The 17863-nt window shown below is 71.2% G+C and carries 15 protein-coding genes; 7 read left to right on the top strand and 8 right to left on the bottom strand.

Annotated elements, in window-relative coordinates; genetic code table 11:
• Window positions 1-12: 12 nt before the first annotated feature.
• The 4 genes from ACTVZO_RS16560 to ACTVZO_RS16575 all read right to left on the bottom strand — a co-directional run bounded on the left by ACTVZO_RS16560 (window position 13) and on the right by ACTVZO_RS16575 (window position 4492).
• Window positions 13-1134, bottom strand: a complete 1122-nt coding sequence (locus ACTVZO_RS16560; protein WP_443299120.1) for a TIGR03364 family FAD-dependent oxidoreductase — start codon at window positions 1132-1134, stop codon at window positions 13-15.
• A 148-nt stretch (window positions 1135-1282) separates the two neighbouring features.
• A complete protein-coding gene (locus ACTVZO_RS16565; RefSeq protein ID WP_443299121.1) occupies window positions 1283-2047 on the bottom strand; it encodes a GntR family transcriptional regulator in 765 nt (254 codons plus the stop codon).
• 112 nt (window positions 2048-2159) lie between these two features.
• Window positions 2160-2918, bottom strand: a complete 759-nt coding sequence (locus ACTVZO_RS16570; RefSeq protein WP_443299122.1) for a hypothetical protein — start codon at window positions 2916-2918, stop codon at window positions 2160-2162.
• Between the two features lie 416 nt (window positions 2919-3334).
• The gene (locus tag ACTVZO_RS16575) at window positions 3335-4492 is read right to left on the bottom strand and encodes an ROK family transcriptional regulator (RefSeq protein WP_443299123.1); all 1158 of its coding nucleotides are present in this window, start codon (window positions 4490-4492) and stop codon (window positions 3335-3337) included.
• A 56-nt stretch (window positions 4493-4548) separates the two neighbouring features.
• Here ACTVZO_RS16575 and ACTVZO_RS16580 point away from each other — a divergent pair, with 56 nt between their 5' ends.
• A complete protein-coding gene (locus ACTVZO_RS16580) occupies window positions 4549-5655 on the top strand; it encodes a Gfo/Idh/MocA family oxidoreductase (RefSeq protein ID WP_443299124.1) in 1107 nt (368 codons plus the stop codon).
• A gap of 112 nt (window positions 5656-5767) precedes the next feature.
• Window positions 5768-6952: an LPXTG cell wall anchor domain-containing protein gene (locus ACTVZO_RS16585; protein ID WP_443299125.1), complete on the top strand. Its 1185-nt coding sequence runs from the start codon at window positions 5768-5770 to the stop codon at window positions 6950-6952.
• A gap of 96 nt (window positions 6953-7048) precedes the next feature.
• Here ACTVZO_RS16585 and ACTVZO_RS16590 read toward each other — a convergent pair whose 3' ends face one another.
• The 4 genes from ACTVZO_RS16590 to ACTVZO_RS16605 form a co-directional block, all read right to left on the bottom strand.
• On the bottom strand, window positions 7049-7906 hold the full coding sequence (locus tag ACTVZO_RS16590; protein WP_443299126.1) for a fumarylacetoacetate hydrolase family protein: 858 nt from the start codon (window positions 7904-7906) through the stop codon (window positions 7049-7051).
• A gap of 132 nt (window positions 7907-8038) precedes the next feature.
• Entirely contained in the window at window positions 8039-8773 is a 735-nt protein-coding gene (locus ACTVZO_RS16595; RefSeq protein ID WP_443299127.1) for a YidC/Oxa1 family membrane protein insertase, read from the bottom strand.
• 124 nt (window positions 8774-8897) lie between these two features.
• Entirely contained in the window at window positions 8898-9218 is a 321-nt protein-coding gene (locus tag ACTVZO_RS16600; protein WP_443299128.1) for a DUF6412 domain-containing protein, read from the bottom strand.
• Between the two features lie 106 nt (window positions 9219-9324).
• Window positions 9325-10116 (bottom strand): class E sortase, encoded by a 792-nt coding sequence (locus tag ACTVZO_RS16605; protein WP_443299129.1) that lies wholly within the window; start codon window positions 10114-10116, stop codon window positions 9325-9327.
• 77 nt (window positions 10117-10193) lie between these two features.
• Between ACTVZO_RS16605 and ACTVZO_RS16610 the strand changes: the two genes are divergently transcribed.
• The 5 genes from ACTVZO_RS16610 (at window position 10194) to ACTVZO_RS16630 (ending at window position 17833) form a co-directional block, all read left to right on the top strand.
• Window positions 10194-11198: an SEC-C metal-binding domain-containing protein gene (locus ACTVZO_RS16610; RefSeq protein WP_443299130.1), complete on the top strand. Its 1005-nt coding sequence runs from the start codon at window positions 10194-10196 to the stop codon at window positions 11196-11198.
• Window positions 11199-11297: 99 nt separating this feature from the next.
• Window positions 11298-12830, top strand: coding sequence for an ATP-binding protein (locus ACTVZO_RS16615; RefSeq protein ID WP_443299131.1), 1533 nt, complete (start codon window positions 11298-11300; stop codon window positions 12828-12830).
• Window positions 12823-13803, top strand: coding sequence for a PD-(D/E)XK motif protein (locus ACTVZO_RS16620; protein ID WP_443299132.1), 981 nt, complete (start codon window positions 12823-12825; stop codon window positions 13801-13803). The genes ACTVZO_RS16615 and ACTVZO_RS16620 overlap by 8 nt, the downstream gene beginning before the upstream one ends.
• Before the next feature lie 17 nt (window positions 13804-13820).
• Window positions 13821-16778 (top strand): Z1 domain-containing protein, encoded by a 2958-nt coding sequence (locus ACTVZO_RS16625; protein ID WP_443303193.1) that lies wholly within the window; start codon window positions 13821-13823, stop codon window positions 16776-16778.
• A 68-nt stretch (window positions 16779-16846) separates the two neighbouring features.
• A complete protein-coding gene (locus ACTVZO_RS16630; RefSeq protein WP_443299133.1) occupies window positions 16847-17833 on the top strand; it encodes a DNA cytosine methyltransferase in 987 nt (328 codons plus the stop codon).
• Window positions 17834-17863 lie beyond the last annotated feature (30 nt).

The raw sequence follows: 17863 nt of genomic DNA on the forward strand, positions 1-17863 counted from the left end.
GACTCATCAGACTTACCAGCCCAGTTCGTTCGCGGTGGTCTCGGCTATGGCGGGGGAGCAGGTCATGCCGCGGCCGCCGGGTCCGGTCACCAGCCAGACGCCGTCGGCCACCTGCTGGCGGTGGACGACGCGGGTGGTGTCGGTGCACTGCGCGTACACGCCCGCCCAGCGGTGCCTGATCTTCGGCAGGGGGCGGCCCAGGAAGGACTCGACGACCTCGGTGAGGTGCTCGTAGGGGTCTTCGAGGGTGTCGAACGCGAAGGGGTGCTCGTACTCGTGGGTGTCGCCGATGGTCAGTCCGCCGTCGAGGCGCTGGACCATCAGCAGCTGCATCTTGTGCGCGGCGGCGACCGGCGCCTGTGCCTGCGCGGCGTTGAGCGCGTCGAGGGCCCCGGACGCGTAGGCGGGGTAGTAGCGGAAGCTGTCGGCGTCCGCGACGGAGGTGGTCAGCGGCTCGCCGAGCGGGGCGGTCTGCATCATCTGGAGCCGGACGCGGCGCACGGGCAGGCCGGGGGCCAGCTCGCGGACCAGGCCCGACAGCCAGGCCCCGGTCGCCAGGACCACGGCGTCGCCGCGGTGGACGTCGCCGTGGTCGTCGCGGACGGCGCCATGACCTGCGACCTCGCGCACCTCCCGCCCGGGGAGGAAGGTGTACCGGCCGGTGGCCCCGAGGGCCTCGCGCAGGTGGAGCTGCGCGGTGCGCGGTTCGACGGCCGCGTCGCGCTCGCACCACAGCGCGGCCTCGAAGGCGCCGCGCAGGGCCGGGTTGATCTCCCGGGCCTCGGCCGCGGTGACCAGCTTGTAGCCGCGGGCGGCGGCGTCGGGGCGGGAGACGGCCGCCTCGGCGACCGCGTACTCACGGGCGTTGCGGACGGGGGTGAGGGAACCGATGGCGCGGAATCCCAGCCCCGGGACCCGCTCCCCGATCCGCTCCCAGAGCTCGCGGGCCCGCAGGGCGGTGTCGAGCTCCTCCCCACCGGCTCTTCCGCTCACCCAGATCTGGCCGAAATTGCGCAGTGACGCGCCGCGTGCCTCCGCTTCTCGCTCGATCTGGACGACCTCGTGGCCGCGTTCGACTGCTTGCCAGGCGTGCATGGTGCCGACCACGCCGCCTCCGACGACTATGACTCTCACGCCGTCCACGGTGGGCGCGCCCCGTGCCCCGGGGGGATCCGGTGGACGACCCGCCGGTGAACAGCCCCCCAAGCTTGGACTAGACCCGTTACTTTTCTGTGATCTCGATACGTCCGATTCCGTCGCGTATGGGGCGTTCCGGTGGGGACTATTCGGGCCGCAGACGGGTCGTGAAGCTGAACCGGTCACCACGGTAGAGCGAACGCACCCGCTCCAGCGGCCGGCCGTCCTGGTCCCGCGAGAAGCGGTGGATGAGCAGCATCGGGAGGGCGGGCGGGGTGCCGATCAGCAGGGCCTCGCGGGGGGTCGCGAGGACCGTCTCCAGCTTCTCGTCGGCGTCGCCGAAGGAGATGCCGAGGCGGTCGCGGAGGTATCCGTAGAAGGAGGAGTCCGGCGGGAAATCGCTGTCGAGCCGGGGAGCCCGGGCCACCCGGACGTACGTGCTCTCCAGGCCGACCCGTTCGTCGTCGGCCAGCAGGACGCGCTCCAGGTGCCAGACCGGCTCGCCGGCCTCGGCGCCGATGCCGGGCGCGAGGTCGGGCGGGCAGGGGAAGCGCTCGAGCCCGATGAGGTGACGGCCGGGGCGGCGGCCCTGGCGGCGGACGCCCTCGGTGTAACTCGCCAGCGACAGCGGCTGCTCCAGCTTCGGCCCGGCGACGACGGTCCCCCGGCCGGCGCGGCGCAGCCGGCCCTCGAGCAGCAGCTCGCGCAGGGCCTGGCGGACGGTCTCGCGGGACACCTCGTACCGCTCGGCGAGATCGCGCTCGGTGGGCAGCGCCCCGCCCTCGCCGAGCTCGTCGAGGAGCTCGGCGATGCGGGCCTTGACGGCGTAGTACTTCGGGATGCGGCCGTGCTCGGGGATTCCCGAGCGGACGGGCGAGCCGGGACGGTGGTGCTGGGTCTGTTCTTCCACGCTGGGACTCTATGCGGGGCGGGTGTACGCGGATGCCGTGTACGCGGACGCCGTGTACGCGGACGCCGTGTACGCGGACGCCCGGGCGGGCGGGCCGGACGGGGCGGGCGGATCAGCGTGCGGCCGGGGCGCGCAGCCGCCGGGCGCCGATCACCAGTCCGCCACCGACGACGAGGGCCGCGACGGCCCCCGCCCCCGCCCCGTACGCCCGCTCGTCGCGGGGCCCGGTGTGCGCGAGGGAGCCCGCCTCCACGGGGTCCTGCGGACCCTCGACGGTGAACCGGTAGCCGCCGGCCTCGCCGACCCAGTCGCCGTCGTCACCCTTGCGCTGCACGAGGGCGGCGTCCGCGAGCACCTCACCGGTGGGCGCGTCGGACGCGAAGGCGAGGCCGACCCGGACGGTCAGCGACCCGCCTGCGGCGACCGTGAAGCCGGGGAAGGCGGACCCTCCGTCGAAGACGGCGATGATCTCGTCGCGGTCGCTCCGCTCCAGGCTGACGGGGAGGGTGCCGCCGGGGGTGTCGAACTCCATCCGCAGGTGGGCGGGGCGCAGGGCGCGGGCCTTGTCGGTGAGGACGACGACGGGGTGGATGGCGGTGCAGAGGGAGTCGGTGGTGTTGGTCAGGTCCAGGTACCAGGTCTGCGGGCCGCCGCCGGTCCGGTACACGGCCGGTCCGCCGCGGATCCGGGCGCCGATGGGGAAGGCGGTGCTCTTCCCGTCCCCGCAGGTGGCCTGCGCACGGGACGGCCACGCGGGCGCCGGCCGGGCCCCGCCGCCGGTGCCGATGTCCGCTCCGGCGGTGGGTGCGGCGGTGACGACCAGGGCGGCGGAGAGGGCGGCGCCGAGGGCAAGGGCTTTGCGCAGTCGCATGGAAGACCCTTCGCTGCTTCGCTGCTCACCGGACGGGACGATGGTAGGACGAGGTGACAATCACCCCACCCAGCCCGCACCTTCCCACGCCGCCCGAACCCCCCACCCCCACCACGCCCAAGCCCCTACGGTTTACGCCCAATCAGCCCAAACCGTCAAGAACCTGCCCGGGGGGCCAAGCTCCACCCGAGGGGGGCGAGCTCCACCGGGGGCATCCCGGCCCTACCGGCCACTCCCACCGCCTTGCCGGCCCACTCCCGGCTCCGCCGGTCAGACTCGGCTCTGCCGGGGGCAACTTCAGCCTCGCCGGCGTTTGAGGCGCGGGGTCCGGGGCGGAGCACCGGTCTTTCAGCCTCGCCGGCGTTTGGGGCGAGGCGGCGCCGCGCCCACCGGCCCGGCCCGGCCCGGCCCAACCCTCAGCCCGCCCGCCCGAACACCGGCCCCAGCACCAGCTCCGCCGCCCCCTCCGCGACCCCCGCCCCGGCCAACGCCACGCACACCGAACCCGGCCCGCCGCCCGCCGCCCGCCCCGCGATCACCCGCCGGACCCCGTCCAGGAACACCTCCGGCGCCCCCGCCACCACCCGCCCGCCCAGCACCACCCGTTCCACATCCAGCAGCCCCACCAGATTCGCCGCCCCCTCCCCCACGATCCGGGCGGCCTCGGCCAGATCCCCCCGGGCCACCGCCGCCAGGCACAGCACCTCCGCGCACCCCCGCGCCCCGCACCGGCACGGCGGCCCGTCCAGCAGCAGCACCTGGTGTCCGAACTCCCCCGCCCCCGAACGCCCGCCCCGGTAGACCTCCCCGCCCAGCCGCAGCCCCGCCCCGAGCCCGGTCCCGACGTGTACGTACACCGAGGCCCCCCGGAACCCGCCGGCCGCGGCCGCGGCCGCCCCGGCATTCGTGTCCTTGTCCAGCAGCACCGGCACCCCCAGCCGCGCCGCCAGCACCTTCCGCAACGGGAACCCCTCCCATCGCGGAAACCCCGTCACCCGGCCCATCACCCCGGCCCGGTGGTCCAGCGGCCCCGGCGCGGCCACGCCGACCCCCAGCACCGGCCGCCCGCCCGGGTCACCGACCCGCGCGAGCGCCCGTACGACCTCCTCCACCACCGCATCCGGACCGGCCCCGAAGTCCAGCGGGCCCCCGCTCTCCGCGACGACCGTGCCCGCCAGGTCCACCCGTACCGCCCGGAGCTCGTCGCGGTCCAGGTGCACCCCGGCCGCGTACCGCGCCTGCGGCACCAGCCTGAGCAGCGTGCGCGGCTTGCCGCCGGTGGACACGGCACGGCCCGCCTCCGCGATCAGCCCCTCCCCGCCCAGCCGCGCAGTGATCTTGCTGACGGCCTGCGGGGTGAGCCCCGTACGTGCGGCGAGTTCGGTGCGGCCCAGGCCCGCGGGCCCGGCGCCGCGCAGCAGGTCCAGCAGGAGCGCCTCGTTGTGCCCGCGCAGCGCCGGCAGGTTCACCCCGCCGCGCCCGTACCCGCCCGGACCAGGACCAGGACCAGGGCCGACGCCCTCACCCTCACCCGCACCCACGCCCTCGCCGCCGTCCCCGTTTCCCCTGTTCACCCGCCCATTGTCCACCCTCCTTGCACTTCGGCAACACTGTTGCCAAAGTGGCTCCCATGAACGCCACCGCCCCCGCCGCCCCCCGCTCCGCCCCCCTCCGCGTCGGCCTGATCGGCTACGGACTCGCCGGTTCCGTCTTCCACGCCCCCCTCGTGACGGCCACCGACGGGCTCGTCCTCGACACGGTCGTCACCTCCGACCCGGGCCGGCAGGAGCAGGTCCTCGCCGAGTTCCCCGACGTCCGGATCGCGGCCTCGCCCGACGAGCTGTGGCAGCGCACGGGCGGCGCCGACGCCCTCGACCTCGTCGTGATCGCCTCGCCCAACCGGACCCACGTCCCGCTCGCCACGGCCGCCCTGACCGCGGGGATCCCCGTCGTCGTCGACAAGCCGCTCGCCGCAACCGCCGCCGAGGCGCGCGAACTCGCCGCCCTCGCCGAGCGGACCGGAACCTTCCTGTCCGTCTTCCAGAACCGCCGCTGGGACAACGACTTCCTGACCGTCCGCCGCCTCCTCGCGGACGGCGAACTCGGCGAGGTCCAGCGCTTCGAGTCCCGCTTCGAGCGCTGGCGCCCGCAGCTGAAGGGCGGCTGGCGCGAGTCGGGTGCGCCGGAGGAGATCGGCGGACTGCTCTACGACCTGGGCAGTCACGTCGTCGACCAGGCGCTGGTGCTGTTCGGCCCGGCGGTACGGGTCTACGCGGAGGCCGACGCGCGCCGGCCGGGCGCCGAGACCGACGACGACACGTTCATCGCCATCACGCATGCGAACGGAATCCGCTCGCACCTCTACGTCAGCGCCACCACCGCCCAGCTCGGCCCGCGCTTCCGCGTCCTCGGTTCACGGGCCGGCTACGTGAAGTACGGCCTCGACCCGCAGGAGGGCGCCCTGCGCGAGGGGCTGCGGCCGGGCGCGGATGCGCCGTGGGGCGAGGAGCCGGAGCACCTGTGGGGACGGCTGGGCTCCGGCGAGTCCCCGCTGACCGGCGCCGGGACCCCCGTACCGACGGCCCCGGGCGACTACCCGGCGTACTACGCGGCGGTCGCGGCCGCCCTGCGCGAGGGCGGGCCCGCGCCGGTCACGGCGTACGAGGCCGCGCACTGCCTGGAGGTGCTGGAGGCGGCCCGTACCTCGTCCCGGGACGGAGTGATCGTGGAGCTGTGAGCCAACGCTCACAGGAACGGGCGCGTCCGGGGCGGACGACGATCTATCCTGCACGGATTGCCATCCACACGATCACCACGTGTACGTGTGTAAAGAACGGAAACGAATTCCTGTGAAGCTGCCCCGGATCGCGTCGGTCGTCGCTGCCGCCGCGATAGCCCCGGCCGTCCTGCTCTCCTCGCCGGCCTTCGCCGCCGACGCCCCGTCCGCGGCGACGCCGTCCACCCCGACGGCTCCCACCGCCCCGGACCCGGCGGAGAAGCCCGCGGAGAAGCCCGCCGAGGACCCGCAGGCCGTGAAGGACCGGGCCGCGATCCAGGCGATCCTGGCCGACCCGGCGAGCGGGCCGGGCGTGCGCGAGGCGGCCGAGAAGGCGCTCAAGGGGACGGCCGCGGACATGCGGCACTTCCTGGAGGTCGTCTGGCAGCAGGAGCAGTACACCGACGACCGGGTACGGGTCTCCCGGATCCACAGCACCGGCGGCACCGCCGTCAAGCGGGAGGCCGAGAAGGCCCTGCGGGCCGGAACCCACGCCGCGCTGAAGGAGTTCCTCGCCACCGGGCAGCACAAGGCCCGCTACGAGGACGACCAGGTCGAGCTGTTCCGCATGCTGAACGGCGCCGGCTCGGGCATCCGCGAGGCCGTCGAGAAGCTGCTGCGCAGCGGAACCCCGGAGCAGGTCCGCGAGTTCATCGAGACGGGCCAGCACAACGTCCGGGCGAGCGACGACCGCGTCGAGCTCTCGCGCATCTACGAGGGCGCCGGCCCGGGCCTGAAGGCGGCCATCAACGCCCTCCTCAACGGGCACCCGTCCAACGCGGAGCTGCGCGAGTTCGTGAAGACCGGGCAGCACAAGCTGCGCGACGAGGACAACACCGTCCTGATCTGGTCGATGCTGAACAACCCCGGCCCGGAGCTGAAGAAGGCGGCCATCGCCGCCCTCAAGGGGACGCCCGAGGACCGTGCGACGTTCCTGAAGACCGGCCAGCACGAGGCCCGCGCCAAGGACAAGGCCGCCGAGGAGGCTGCCGCCAAGGCGGAGCAGGACAAGAAGGACAAGGAAAAGAACGGCTCCACGGGCACGGGCACCGGCACGGCCGGCACCACGACCCAGGTCGCCGCCCAGGGCACCGGCGGCAACGGCAACGTGACCGCGGCGGGCGGGTCCGCGCCGCTCGCGAACACCGGCGCCGGTTCCGAGAACGCCTGGTTCGCGGCCGGCAGCGCCGCCGCGCTCGCCGCGGGCGCCGGCCTGGTGCTCACCAACCGCCGCCGCCGCACGTCGGCCGAAGGCTGAGCCTTCGGCCGGGCCGAGGTCACACGTACGCACGGGAAGGGGCGGGCTGCCGATGGATGGCAGCCCGCCCCTTCCGCGTGTTCCGCGGTGTCTCCGCTACGCGCCCTTGAACTCCTGGCGCTGGCGGCCCAGGCCGTCGATCTCCAGCTCCACGACGTCACCGGCCCGCAGGTACGGCTTCGGCTCCGGCTGGCCCATGGCCACGCCGGCCGGCGTACCGGTGACGATGACGTCCCCCGGGTACAAGGTCATGAACTGGCTCAGGTACCGGACGACCTCGCCGACCGGGAAGATCTGGTCGGCGGTGTTGCCGTCCTGCTTGAGCTCGCCGTTGACCCACAGCTTCACGTCCAGGGCCTGCGGGTCCGGGATCTCGTCGGCGGTGACCAGCCACGGGCCGAGCGGGGTGAAGGTCTCGCAGTTCTTGCCCTTGTCCCAGGTGCCGCCGCGCTCGATCTGGAACTCGCGCTCCGAGACGTCGTTGACCAGCAGGTACCCGCCGACGTGCGCGAGGCCCTCCTCGGCGGAGCCCAGGTAGCGGGCCGTGCTGCCTATGACGACGCCGAGCTCCGCCTCCCAGTCGGTCTTCACGCTGCCGCGCGGGATCAGCACGGTGTCGTCCGGGCCGACCACGGTGTCGGCGGCCTTCAGGAAGAGGATCGGCTCGGCCGGCGGCTCCGCACCGATCTCGGCCGCGTGCCCGAAGTAGTTCAGCCCGATGCCCACGATCTTGCCTATGCGGCCGACCGGCGCGCCGATCCGCAGCCCCTCGGCGTCCAGCACCGGGAGCTCGCCCGCCTCCGCCGCGTCGCGTACCCGGGAGAGTACGGAGTCCTCGGCGAGGAGAATGCCGTCCACATCCGTGATCAGGCCGGACAGGTCACGCAGGGTGCCGTCCTGGTCGAGGAGCGCGGGGCGCTCCGACCCGACGGGTCCGACACGCAGTAGCTTCATGGGCATTCTCCCGTGGTCGTGGGTGGTCGGCGCATGGGCAGGCAAGGCAGGCCCGAGCGCCGGCCGATGGGTTGCGGCCATCGGAGGATTGGTTGATCCTCCAAGAAGTCCGGCCAATCCGCAAGACCCTGTTCACGGACTGGAACGCCGCCGCCCCGCAGCCTTCCCGGGAGCAGCCGCCCCGGCAGCCTTCCCGACAGCCTTCCCGGGAGCAGCCGCCCCCGCAGCCTTCCCGGCGACCTCACCAGCGGCGGCCCCCTCCCGGCGGGACTGCATCCAGGCCCGCTCCGCCACCGACCACGCGGTGGTGGTCAGCAGGTACAGCCCGGCCGCGAGCGGCACCACGGCAGCGGTGATCAGCGTCCCGAAGGACAGCAGGGGCAGTACGCCGCCCAGCTTGCGCATGGCCTCCTGCTGCTCGGCGCTCACCCCGGCCGGGGCGGGCCGGGACGGCGCGAGCGCGGCCTCGGCGGCAGCCCGGCGCCCCCGTACCGCACTCCACGCGGCCACCACCCCGATCGCCGCGAACAGCCCGAGGAACACCAGCCCCTGCGCCCCGAACAGCCCGCCGTCCCCCAGCGCCTCGGTCCACCGGGCGCCCAACGGCGCCGCGAACAGCCGGTGCTCCAGCAGCTCACCCCCCGAGGTGAAGGCCTGGTACATCAGGAAGAACACCGGCAGCTGCAACAGCACCGGCAGACACCCCGCCGCCGGGGTCGCCCCGCGGAAGGCGGCCCGGCTCAGCGGATACAGCGCGAGCCGCACGAGCACGGTGAACAGCACGATCGCGGCAGCGGTCGCGGACTCGGCCAGCACCGGCTCGAGGAACCGGCCCAGCTCAACAACAAGATGGGTGAAAACGGACACGCGGGCCCTCCGGAGGGTCTCGTCTACGTCGAATGAGATGCAAGGACATGCATTTCGGCGTGACGACCCGCGAGGGGCAAAGCAGTGATCGGAGTCAGGGAAGGCGTGAAGCTACTGCGCGCCCCTACGCGGCCGTCGGGACCGGACGGCCGGGCGCCCTGGGCCGCGACCGGCCCGAGGCATCGGGATCACGCTGCGGCAGGAACGCCGTGCGCTGCTCGCGATCACGGATCGCGGTGCGTATTCGGTGCGGCGGCACGGGCCGCGCGAGGCGCGCGACGGCGGCGAGCGCCTCGGCGCCCACGGCAACGGCGGCGGCAAAGGCGACGACGACCGCGCCCAGCCCGCCCAGCCCGCCCTCTCCGGCGAACAGCGCGAGGACCGCCCCGAGCAGCACCAGCACCAGTGACGTCCGGGCGAACAGCAGGAGGAAGCGCCGAGCCATACGGACCTCCCCCTTCCACTCCCCCGAGCGAACCTCCGTACGAGACCCGCTTCCTGCGATCGATACTAACCGGCCCCACTGACAAGGCGAGGGGACGGCGAGGAGATCAGGACCTGAGCACCCCCCACACCACCAGCCGGTACTTGGAGGTGTACTCGGGCGTGCAGGTGGTGAGCGTGATGTACGCACCGGGCTCGCCGTACCCGTACTCCGGTTTCACCAGGCTCCGCGGCACGGGCGCGATCACCCCGACGTCCCGCTCGGTCGTCTCGCCGAGCACCTTCCCGACGACGTACGTGTACCGCCGCCCCCGCACCTCGACGATCAGCTCGTCCCCGGCCCGCAGCCGGTTGATGTACCGGAACGGCTCCCCGTGCGTGTTGCGGTGCCCGGCCAGCGCGAAGTTCCCCCGCTCCCCCGGCCCGGCGGTCCCCGGGTACTGCCCGGCATACCCCTTGTCGAGCACGGCCCGCTTGTCGATCCCCTGAGCGACCGGCACGGTCAGACCGAGCCGGGGGATCCGCAGCACGGCGTACGCCTGGTCCCGGGCCGGCGGCTTGGCGGCGGGGGCGCGGCCCGGCGCGGACGCGGCAGGCCGCGGCGGCCCGGCACCGGCCCCCTCCTCACCGGCAGAAGCGGAAGCAACGGGTTCGCCGGGGTCGCCGGACCCGGCGGGCTCATCCACCGGACCCGGCTCGTCCGGCACCCGGGCCCAGTCGTTCTCCAGCGCCCTGACCTGCTGCTGCGCGGCGGCGACGGCCTGGCGGTTGGTCCACCACACCTGGTGCACCACCAGCAGCAGGACCACCACCCCCACGGTGACGGTCAGCTCGGCGGCCGCCCACAGCACCCCCGCGAGACCGGCCCGGCGCGCCCGCCGGCCGCTCCCCTGAACCACCACAGGTATGTGATCCCGCACGGGCGGCACCCTAAGTCCTCCCCCGTCAACTGACCAGCGGCAGTACGGTGTGATCCATGCGCCCTGACACGCCTGCCGAGCACATCGCCGAAGCCGAGCGCCTCATCCGCACGGCGACCCGCTATCCCGAGGACCAGGAGCCGTTGCTCCTCCAGGCCGCTGCCCACCTCGAGTTGGCAGACGCCCGGGACCGCGCCAGCGCGCTGTACGACCAGCTCCTCTCCGCCTCGCCGGCCAACCCTCACCTGATCAAGGCCCTGCAGGCGGCGAACCTCTGGGAGTACGGCCACGAAGCGGAAGCCCGCGCCCTGATCTCGGGCCTCCGCGCGGCCTCCCCCAAGGACCCGGCGCCCTGGGAGGTCATCGCGGAGGCCCTCGAGGCCCACGACGAGCTGGAGGCCTCGCACGACTGCTTCACCGAGGCGGCGACCCTCCTGATCGCGGAGGAGGACCCGCTCACCCCGGCCACCACCGCCCTCCTGACGGGCCGCCACCGCGTCCGCCGCCTGCTCGGACTCCCGCACGACGACTGGGACATGGTCGCCGACACCCGCCACATCGGCCCGATCCCCCTCGACGAACTCCACGACCCGAAGCGCATCTGGGCCCTCGGCTCCGACGACCCGGCCGAACTCCGCGCCGAGATCGCCCGCCTCCGCGCCGAACTGGGCGACCGCCGCGCCGCCCTCTCGCGCCCCTTCCCGGTGGCGATCCTCCACTGGCCGGCCCGCGAACTGGCGGAACTCCTCACCTCGTACCCCACCCTCGCCGCGGAGTACCCCTCACACGAGGCCCACCTCCGGGAGACCGAAACCTCGCTCCGCGCCCTGGCCGCCTCGGGCACCACGAACCTCGGCATCGTCACGGCCAGCGTCCCCTCGTACGAGGCCTTCGCCGCCTCCGAACGCACCTCCCCGGCCTCCCCGTCCCTCTTGGCCGAATACGCCACCACCCTGGCCGCCCGAGGCAAGGCCACCCCCTGGCCCCCCACCCCCACAAACCCCTGCTGGTGCACCTCGGGCAAGCCGTACTCGGAGTGCCACGGGAACGCCGGCCCCTGATTCCCGGGTCGGGGATCCCTGCGGGATTCACCCAGACCTGCCGAAGGCGACAGCCGCGGATTAGGCTCGTCCTCGATTCGACGATCCCCGAGGCAGGTAATGACCGACGACTGGCAGTTCGACGTCCCCACCACTGGCAGCAAGCACCTCCCCCCTGACGCCCGATACATGGAGGCGCTCAGCAGCCAGGGGTACGGGTTCGAGGTGGCCATCGCCGATCTCGTCGACAATTCGATCGACGCCGGCGCCAGGGACGTGGTGATCCACTTCCTGCGCGACGAGGACCGCCTTGTGAGCCTCCTCGTCATCGACGACGGGAAGGGGATGACCGAGGAGGAACTCGACGTCGCCATGACCGTCGGAGGCCGGCGCGACTACGCCTCCGAAGCCCTGGGCATGTTCGGCACCGGATTGAAGTCGGCATCGCTCAGCCACGCGTCCGCCGTGACGGTCGTGAGCAAGACGCGCAGGAGCAGGGCCGTGGGCCGCCGTTGGCTCATGGAACGGGCGGTGAACGGGTACCAGTGCGACATCGTGGCCGGGGACTACGCCCAGACACTGATCGACCGGTACGCCCAACGGCCGATCACCTGGCAGGGCACCGTCGTGCGGTGGGACGGGGTCAAGAACTTCCCCCGCAACGGCGGAGGCGGCCAAACCGACCGCTACCTGCACCGGACCATCAACCGACTCGGCCTCCAGCTCGGTCTGTACCTGCACAGGTTCCTCGCCAAGGACGACTTCAACATCACGATCGCGGTCGAGGACGTGAACACCGGAACCGAGTACATGAATTTCGGTGTAGAGCCTCTCGACCCGTTCGGATATCCGGTCCCGGGGCACGTCGACTACCCTCGGCGCTTTACCGTGGACCTCGCTTCTGTCCTCCCCGTATCCCTCGAAGCCCATGTCTGGCCGGCGAAGTCGACCCTGGACGGATACAAGGCGGTTGGCTCCGTCCTGGAACGCCAGGGGTTCTATTTCTACCGGCACAACCGTCTCGTGCAGGCGGGCGGGTGGAACAATTTTCGCCAGCCTGATCAGCACCTCTCGCTTTCCCGTGTCGCCGTCGACCTGCCGCCGGACGGAAGCGACGTCTTTCGGCTGACCGTGAAGAAGGAGGGCGTGGAGGTCTCTCCCGAATTCGTCTCCGCATTGGAAGAGGCGCGGGATGCCGACGGGCGGCGCTTCGTCGAGTATGTCGCGGACGCCGAGTCCGTCTATCGCGAGGCGCGGAAGCGGGCGGGAACCACTCGAAGATCCGTGGTGGGTCCGGGCAAGGGCTTCGACCCCGCCGTACGGGAGGCGATCGAGGACGAGCTGCCCCTGCTGCCGGGCGAAGATCCCATCGCCATCCGCTGGCATGCGTTGGACAACAGCCTGTTCTTCGAAGTCGACAGGGAGAATCGGACCATCGTCCTGAATCACCACTATCGGTCGGCGATTCTCGGCGGAAGGCGCGGCGGGCTCAATGACGCCCCTACGCTGAAGTCCCTTATGTACCTCCTCCTCCACCAGGTGTTCGAGAAGGAATACAGCGGGAGCCGAGAAAAGGACAACCTTCAATTGTGGCAGTCCATCCTGGTGGCGGCCGCTCGCACCGAACTGGAACGCATGGGCGACGATGACTGACGCCGCCGGATACCCGGAACTCCCATGGTCGACCGTCGAGCACTATCTCGGGGAACGGCAGGCGGCCAGCTATCGGCTTTCCGCGCCGAGCGCGGAGCGCGCTGTCTGGTACGAGATCGGGGACGGCGGGCAGGAGATCTCGCTACAGGTGCAGCTCGACCGACACCAGCAGCCGCCGCGCTCGTCGCTGCCCGCGGTCACCATCGACCAGGTGCGGCGCGGCGAGAGTCGGATGGCGCGCATCCACACCACCCAGGTCGCATTGATGCGCGATTTCCACGATCTGCTCATCGCGGTCGCGGACCGGATCGTCACGGGCGAGCGGGATCTCGGGCAGGCCTTCGAGGAGACCGTCCAGGCCTGGGGACGACTGCTCGACCAACCGCGCGGCCTCGGGGTCGAGCGTCGCATAGGGCTGCACGGCGAACTGGCGGTGCTGCGGGCCGTGGCCCGCTCCCACGGGTGGGCTCAGGCCGTCGAGGCATGGACCGGCCCCAAGGCGGAGCAGCACGACTTCGGGCTGCCCGACTCCGATCTCGAGGTGAAGACCACCGCTTCCGACAGGCGTAGGCACACCATTCACGGGATACAGCAGCTCACGGAGAGCCCCGGGCGACCCTTGTGGCTCGCCTCTCTCCAACTGACCCGCGGAGGCCTCGGCGGCCGTTCCCTGGGCGAGTCGGTGGCCTCGGTGATCCGTGACGCCCGCGCTGCGCAGCGCATCGCGTCCGTGCGACTGGAGAACGCCCTCGCGGCCGAAGGCTGGAGCGAGAGCGACCCGGACGACGAGCGCTGGACCTTGCGCACGGCACCATTGCTCGTCCCGGCCGAGCAGCTTCCGAGGCTGACCGAGTCGATGATTCCCGTCTCCGTCCGAGAGCACGTCTCGTCGATCGACTACCGCATGGACGTGACCCATCTGAGCTCGGCACCCGGCTCGCCGGTCGACCTCAGCGACTTCTGTCTTCCGTGACCGACGAGGACCCCCAATTGACAAGCAACGAAACCCTTCGGCTCGAGCTGCACAGTGCGGTGCTGGCCGATCTCGACGGCAGCAAGCCGAAGAACCTGGCCCGCGCTCTGGCGTACCAGGCCGAGGACATGCCACCCGAAGTCACGGCATTCGCCGACGAGGCGGACTTCCAAGCAGCATTGAAGGGATCCCGTTCGACGCATCAGCTCGTCGAACTGTGGCGCAAGCAGCTCACGCGGTGGGACTACGCGGACAGCCCTGCCTGGACCGAAACCGCGCCGCGCACGGACGAGCGCAGGGCCGATATCCATTGCCTGCTGAAGCTTGAGCAGTCCACGCGCGCGCTGCTCGACGGACTGATTCCCGTATCTAAAGCGGCGGTCTCCGTAGTGATCAGCCCGGAGCACAAGCCCTGGTACACGCCGCAGTCCCAGCTCAGTCGGCCCCACTACTGGCCCGCCTATCGCGGCCTGCTCGCCGCCAAGGGATGGCCTGCCGCTGCCGTGGCTGCGCTGGACGTGGCGACCGACCAGGTGATCGAGCGGCTGGCCGACCCGACCGACCCGGCGGTGTACCAGTCCAAGGGCCTCGTCGTGGGTTATGTGCAGTCGGGCAAGACCGCGAACTTCACCGGTGTCATGGCCAAGGCCGTGGACGCGGGGTACCGGCTGGTGATCGTTCTCGGGGGAACGCTCAACATGCTGCGGGCCCAGACCCAGCGGCGCCTCGACATGGAACTCGTCGGCAAGGAGAACATCCTCAGGGGAGCCGACGAACTGGAATCGGACTACGCCGACGACCCGGCCTGGACCGCCGGAAAGTTCGTGACGCACCACGGCCTTCCGTCCGCACTCGGGGCGTTCGACATCGTGCGAATGACCACACGGAACGACGACTACAAGAGCCTGTTGCAGGGCATCACCGCCTTGGAGTTCGAGAAGCGGGAGCCGGCCCTTCCGCTGTACGACCGGGAGAACCTGCACCGCTCGTCCGCCCGCCTGATGGTGGTCAAGAAGAACAAGACCGTGCTGGCCAAACTTGTCAAGGACCTGGGAAAGATCAAGACCCCCCTGGCCGAGATCCCCGTCCTGATCATCGACGACGAGTCGGACGAGGCCTCGGTCAACACCGCGAAGCCCGACGTCCAGCGCAGCGCGATCAACGAGCAGATCTCGAAGCTGCTGAACATGCTGCCGCGCGCTCAATACGTGGGCTACACGGCTACACCCTTCGCGAACGTCTTCGTGGACCCGAGCGACACAGAGGACATCTTCCCCAAGGACTTCCTCATCTCCCTGCCACGCCCCGAGGGATACATGGGGGCGCGCGACTTCCACGATCTGGACAGCGACGTGGAGGAGCACGAGCGCACCGTCGCCAACTCCAACGAGAAGGCACACGTCCGGGACATCGTCGACGACGTGGAGGACGACACCTGCCTGCAGCAGGCCATGGACATGTTCGTGCTGACGGCCGCCATGAAGCTGTACCGGGAGGACGTGGGCAGGCTCGGTGACGGCTACTTCGAGCACCACACGATGCTCATCCACGAGTCGGTGCGCACCGGGGTCCATCGCGACCTGCACGATCGGGTCCTGAACCTGTGGCACGACGCAGGCTATACCGGCCCCCGTGGGCACGAGCGGCTGCGGAAGCTCTTCGAGACGGATGTCGCTCCGGTCTCGGAGGTCCGGGCCGAGGGGCAGGCGGTTCCCGCGTCCTACGACGAGCTGATGCGCTACGTCGGTCCGGCGAGCGTACGGATCGGCGGTGACGCCCAACCGATCATTGTCGTGAACGGCGACAAGGACCTGGAGACGGGCGAGGCCGACTTCGACAAGCGTCCGATCTGGAAGATCCTCATCGGGGGCCAAAAATTGGCACGCGGGTTCACGGTCGAGGGGTTGACCGTGTCATTCTTCCGCCGTCGCGCCGGAAACGCCTCCACTCTCATGCAGATGGGCCGCTGGTTCGGGTTCCGCAAGGGCTACCGCGACCTGGTGCGTCTCTACCTCGGCCGCAGGGAGCTCATGGGGCGGACCGAGGTGGATCTGTACGACGCCTTCCAGGCGATCTGCCTCGACGAAGAGGCATTCCGTTCGGAGCTACACCGGTATTCCGTCATGGTGGACGGAAGGCCGCAGATCACACCCGCACAGATCCCTCCCCTGGTCTCCCAACACCTGCCGTGGCTGAAGCCGGCCAGCCCGAACAAGATGTACAACGCCAGGCTGGAACTCGTGCGGTCCGCCGGACGCTGGGAAGAGCCCACCGCCTATCCACAGAAAGGCGAAGACCTCCGGCGAAACACGGAGCTGTGGCTTCCGTATCTCGATTCCCTCGATTCTCAGGCGATCGCGTACGGGTGCCACTTCCCGGACAAGGGTTTGGTCCACCGCTTCCGTGCGCTGAGTGGAATCTTCCCGGCGGCCACGGTCCTGGACACGCTCCGCAAACTGCGCTGGGAGGTTCCCGAGCAGTTTCCTCCGCACCTTCGCTACCTCTCGGAGATCACCGAGGCCGGCAAGGTGGACGACTGGGTCGTTCTGGCTCCGCAGCACGCCTCGGGTTCGGAGGCGAAAACCGTCACCCTCGGCTCGGCGGGCCGGTCGTACTCGTGGTTCTCCCGTGACCGTCGCGCCGACCGCGGACCTCTCTTCGGAGCGATCAGCGACAAGAAGCACCGCGGGGTCGCATACCGGATCGCAAGCACCTTGGAGGCCTCGGGGGACGGGGCCACCGAGAGCCTCGTGGCCGAGCGCCGAGGGGCCATCGTCCTCTACCCGGTCATCGAGACGACTCGACAAGGCTCCATCGGCGCGGACCGGCGCATCGATTCGGACAAGATCGTCATGGCGTTCGCCTTCGTGGCGCCGGCATCGGCCCACAGCGCGAACGGACAGGTGGTCCAGTTCACGACAGTCTCCCCCAAGGCCAGTGCGATCATCGACGTCACGGAGATCGACAAGAGTTGATCTCCTGGTACAACGGCGGCGAGGCAGGCAACAGGCCTCACCGCCCTCACGGGGACTCCGGGGGCGGGATGAACACTGGAACGACGGATCGGCTGCGTTCCCTGGACGTCTGCTCAGGCGCCGGCGGGCTGGCGCTGGGCCTCGAGGACGCCGGCTTCGATCCCGTCCTCCTGCTCGACAACCGCGACGTCGCGTGCCGTACCCTGCACGCCAACCGTCCTTCCTGGAACGTCCTCGAAGCGAACCTGCTCGACTTCGACCCGTCCGAGCACACCGAGACCTACGACGTGGACCTGCTGTCGGCGGGCCTGCCACGGGTGAAGGCGACGGCCACCGCGGCGCGCCGCGACAGCGAGGCCGAAATCGAGCTGCTGCGAGCCACGATGCTCCTCCTCCACGGCGTGCAGCCCAGGGCGCTGCTCGTCGAGAACGTGCCCGACCTGGTGACGAAGCCGGCCTACGAGGCGATTCGCTCGTACGTCGCGGAGGAACTGTCCCACTTGGGCTATCGGCATGCGTGGTTCGTCTTGAACGCCGCAGATTTCGGTGTTCCGCAAACCCGCCGCCAGGGGGTTCTGGTGGCCTTCAAGGGCGACGTGATCGACGCCTTCGTCGAGCCGACTCCGACGACCGATCCGCACAAGACGGTCGGTGAGACGCTGTTGGAATCGATGTCCGCCGGCGGCTGGTCCCAGGCACGCAGGTGGGCGGCACAAGCCGACCAACCCGCCCCGACCCTCGTCGGCGGTTCCTGGGAACGAGGTGGTGCGGACCTGGGGCCGACAGGGTCCAAGCGCGCTTGGGCGCGCCTCGGGGTCGATGGGGCGACGGTGGCGGACGCCGTCCCGGACGCCGACTTCCACTGGGATCCGGCGCTCGGCCGGGCAGGCATGATGCCCCTGACCGTGGCCCAGGCCGCGCTGCTCCAGGGGTTCCCTCCCTCGTGGCGGGTCGAGGGCCGCAAGACCGCAATGTACCGGCAGGTGGGCCATGCCTCGCCGCCTCCGGTCGGACGCGTGCTGGGCACCGCCATCGCCGCCGCACTGCGGGCCTGACGGAGCGGGAGAGAGGCGTGCTGAGCCTGC

The organism is Streptomyces sp. IBSNAI002 (assembly GCF_052244475.1).
Classification (GTDB): Bacteria; Actinomycetota; Actinomycetes; order Streptomycetales; family Streptomycetaceae; genus Streptomyces.

Bases quoted from the DNA above. Each gene is read 5' to 3' on its own strand.
- ACTVZO_RS16570 (WP_443299122.1), bottom strand. From the start codon at position 2,918: ATGCGACTGCGCAAAGCCCTTGCCCTCGGCGCCGCCCTCTCCGCCGCC.
- ACTVZO_RS16580 (WP_443299124.1), top strand. From the start codon at position 4,549: ATGAACGCCACCGCCCCCGCCGCCCCCCGCTCCGCCCCCCTCCGCGTC.
- ACTVZO_RS16590 (WP_443299126.1), bottom strand. From the start codon at position 7,906: ATGAAGCTACTGCGTGTCGGACCCGTCGGGTCGGAGCGCCCCGCGCTC.
- ACTVZO_RS16600 (WP_443299128.1), bottom strand. From the start codon at position 9,218: ATGGCTCGGCGCTTCCTCCTGCTGTTCGCCCGGACGTCACTGGTGCTG.
- ACTVZO_RS16610 (WP_443299130.1), top strand. From the start codon at position 10,194: ATGCGCCCTGACACGCCTGCCGAGCACATCGCCGAAGCCGAGCGCCTC.
- ACTVZO_RS16615 (WP_443299131.1), top strand. From the start codon at position 11,298: ATGACCGACGACTGGCAGTTCGACGTCCCCACCACTGGCAGCAAGCAC.
- ACTVZO_RS16620 (WP_443299132.1), top strand. From the start codon at position 12,823: ATGACTGACGCCGCCGGATACCCGGAACTCCCATGGTCGACCGTCGAG.
- ACTVZO_RS16630 (WP_443299133.1), top strand. From the start codon at position 16,847: ATGAACACTGGAACGACGGATCGGCTGCGTTCCCTGGACGTCTGCTCA.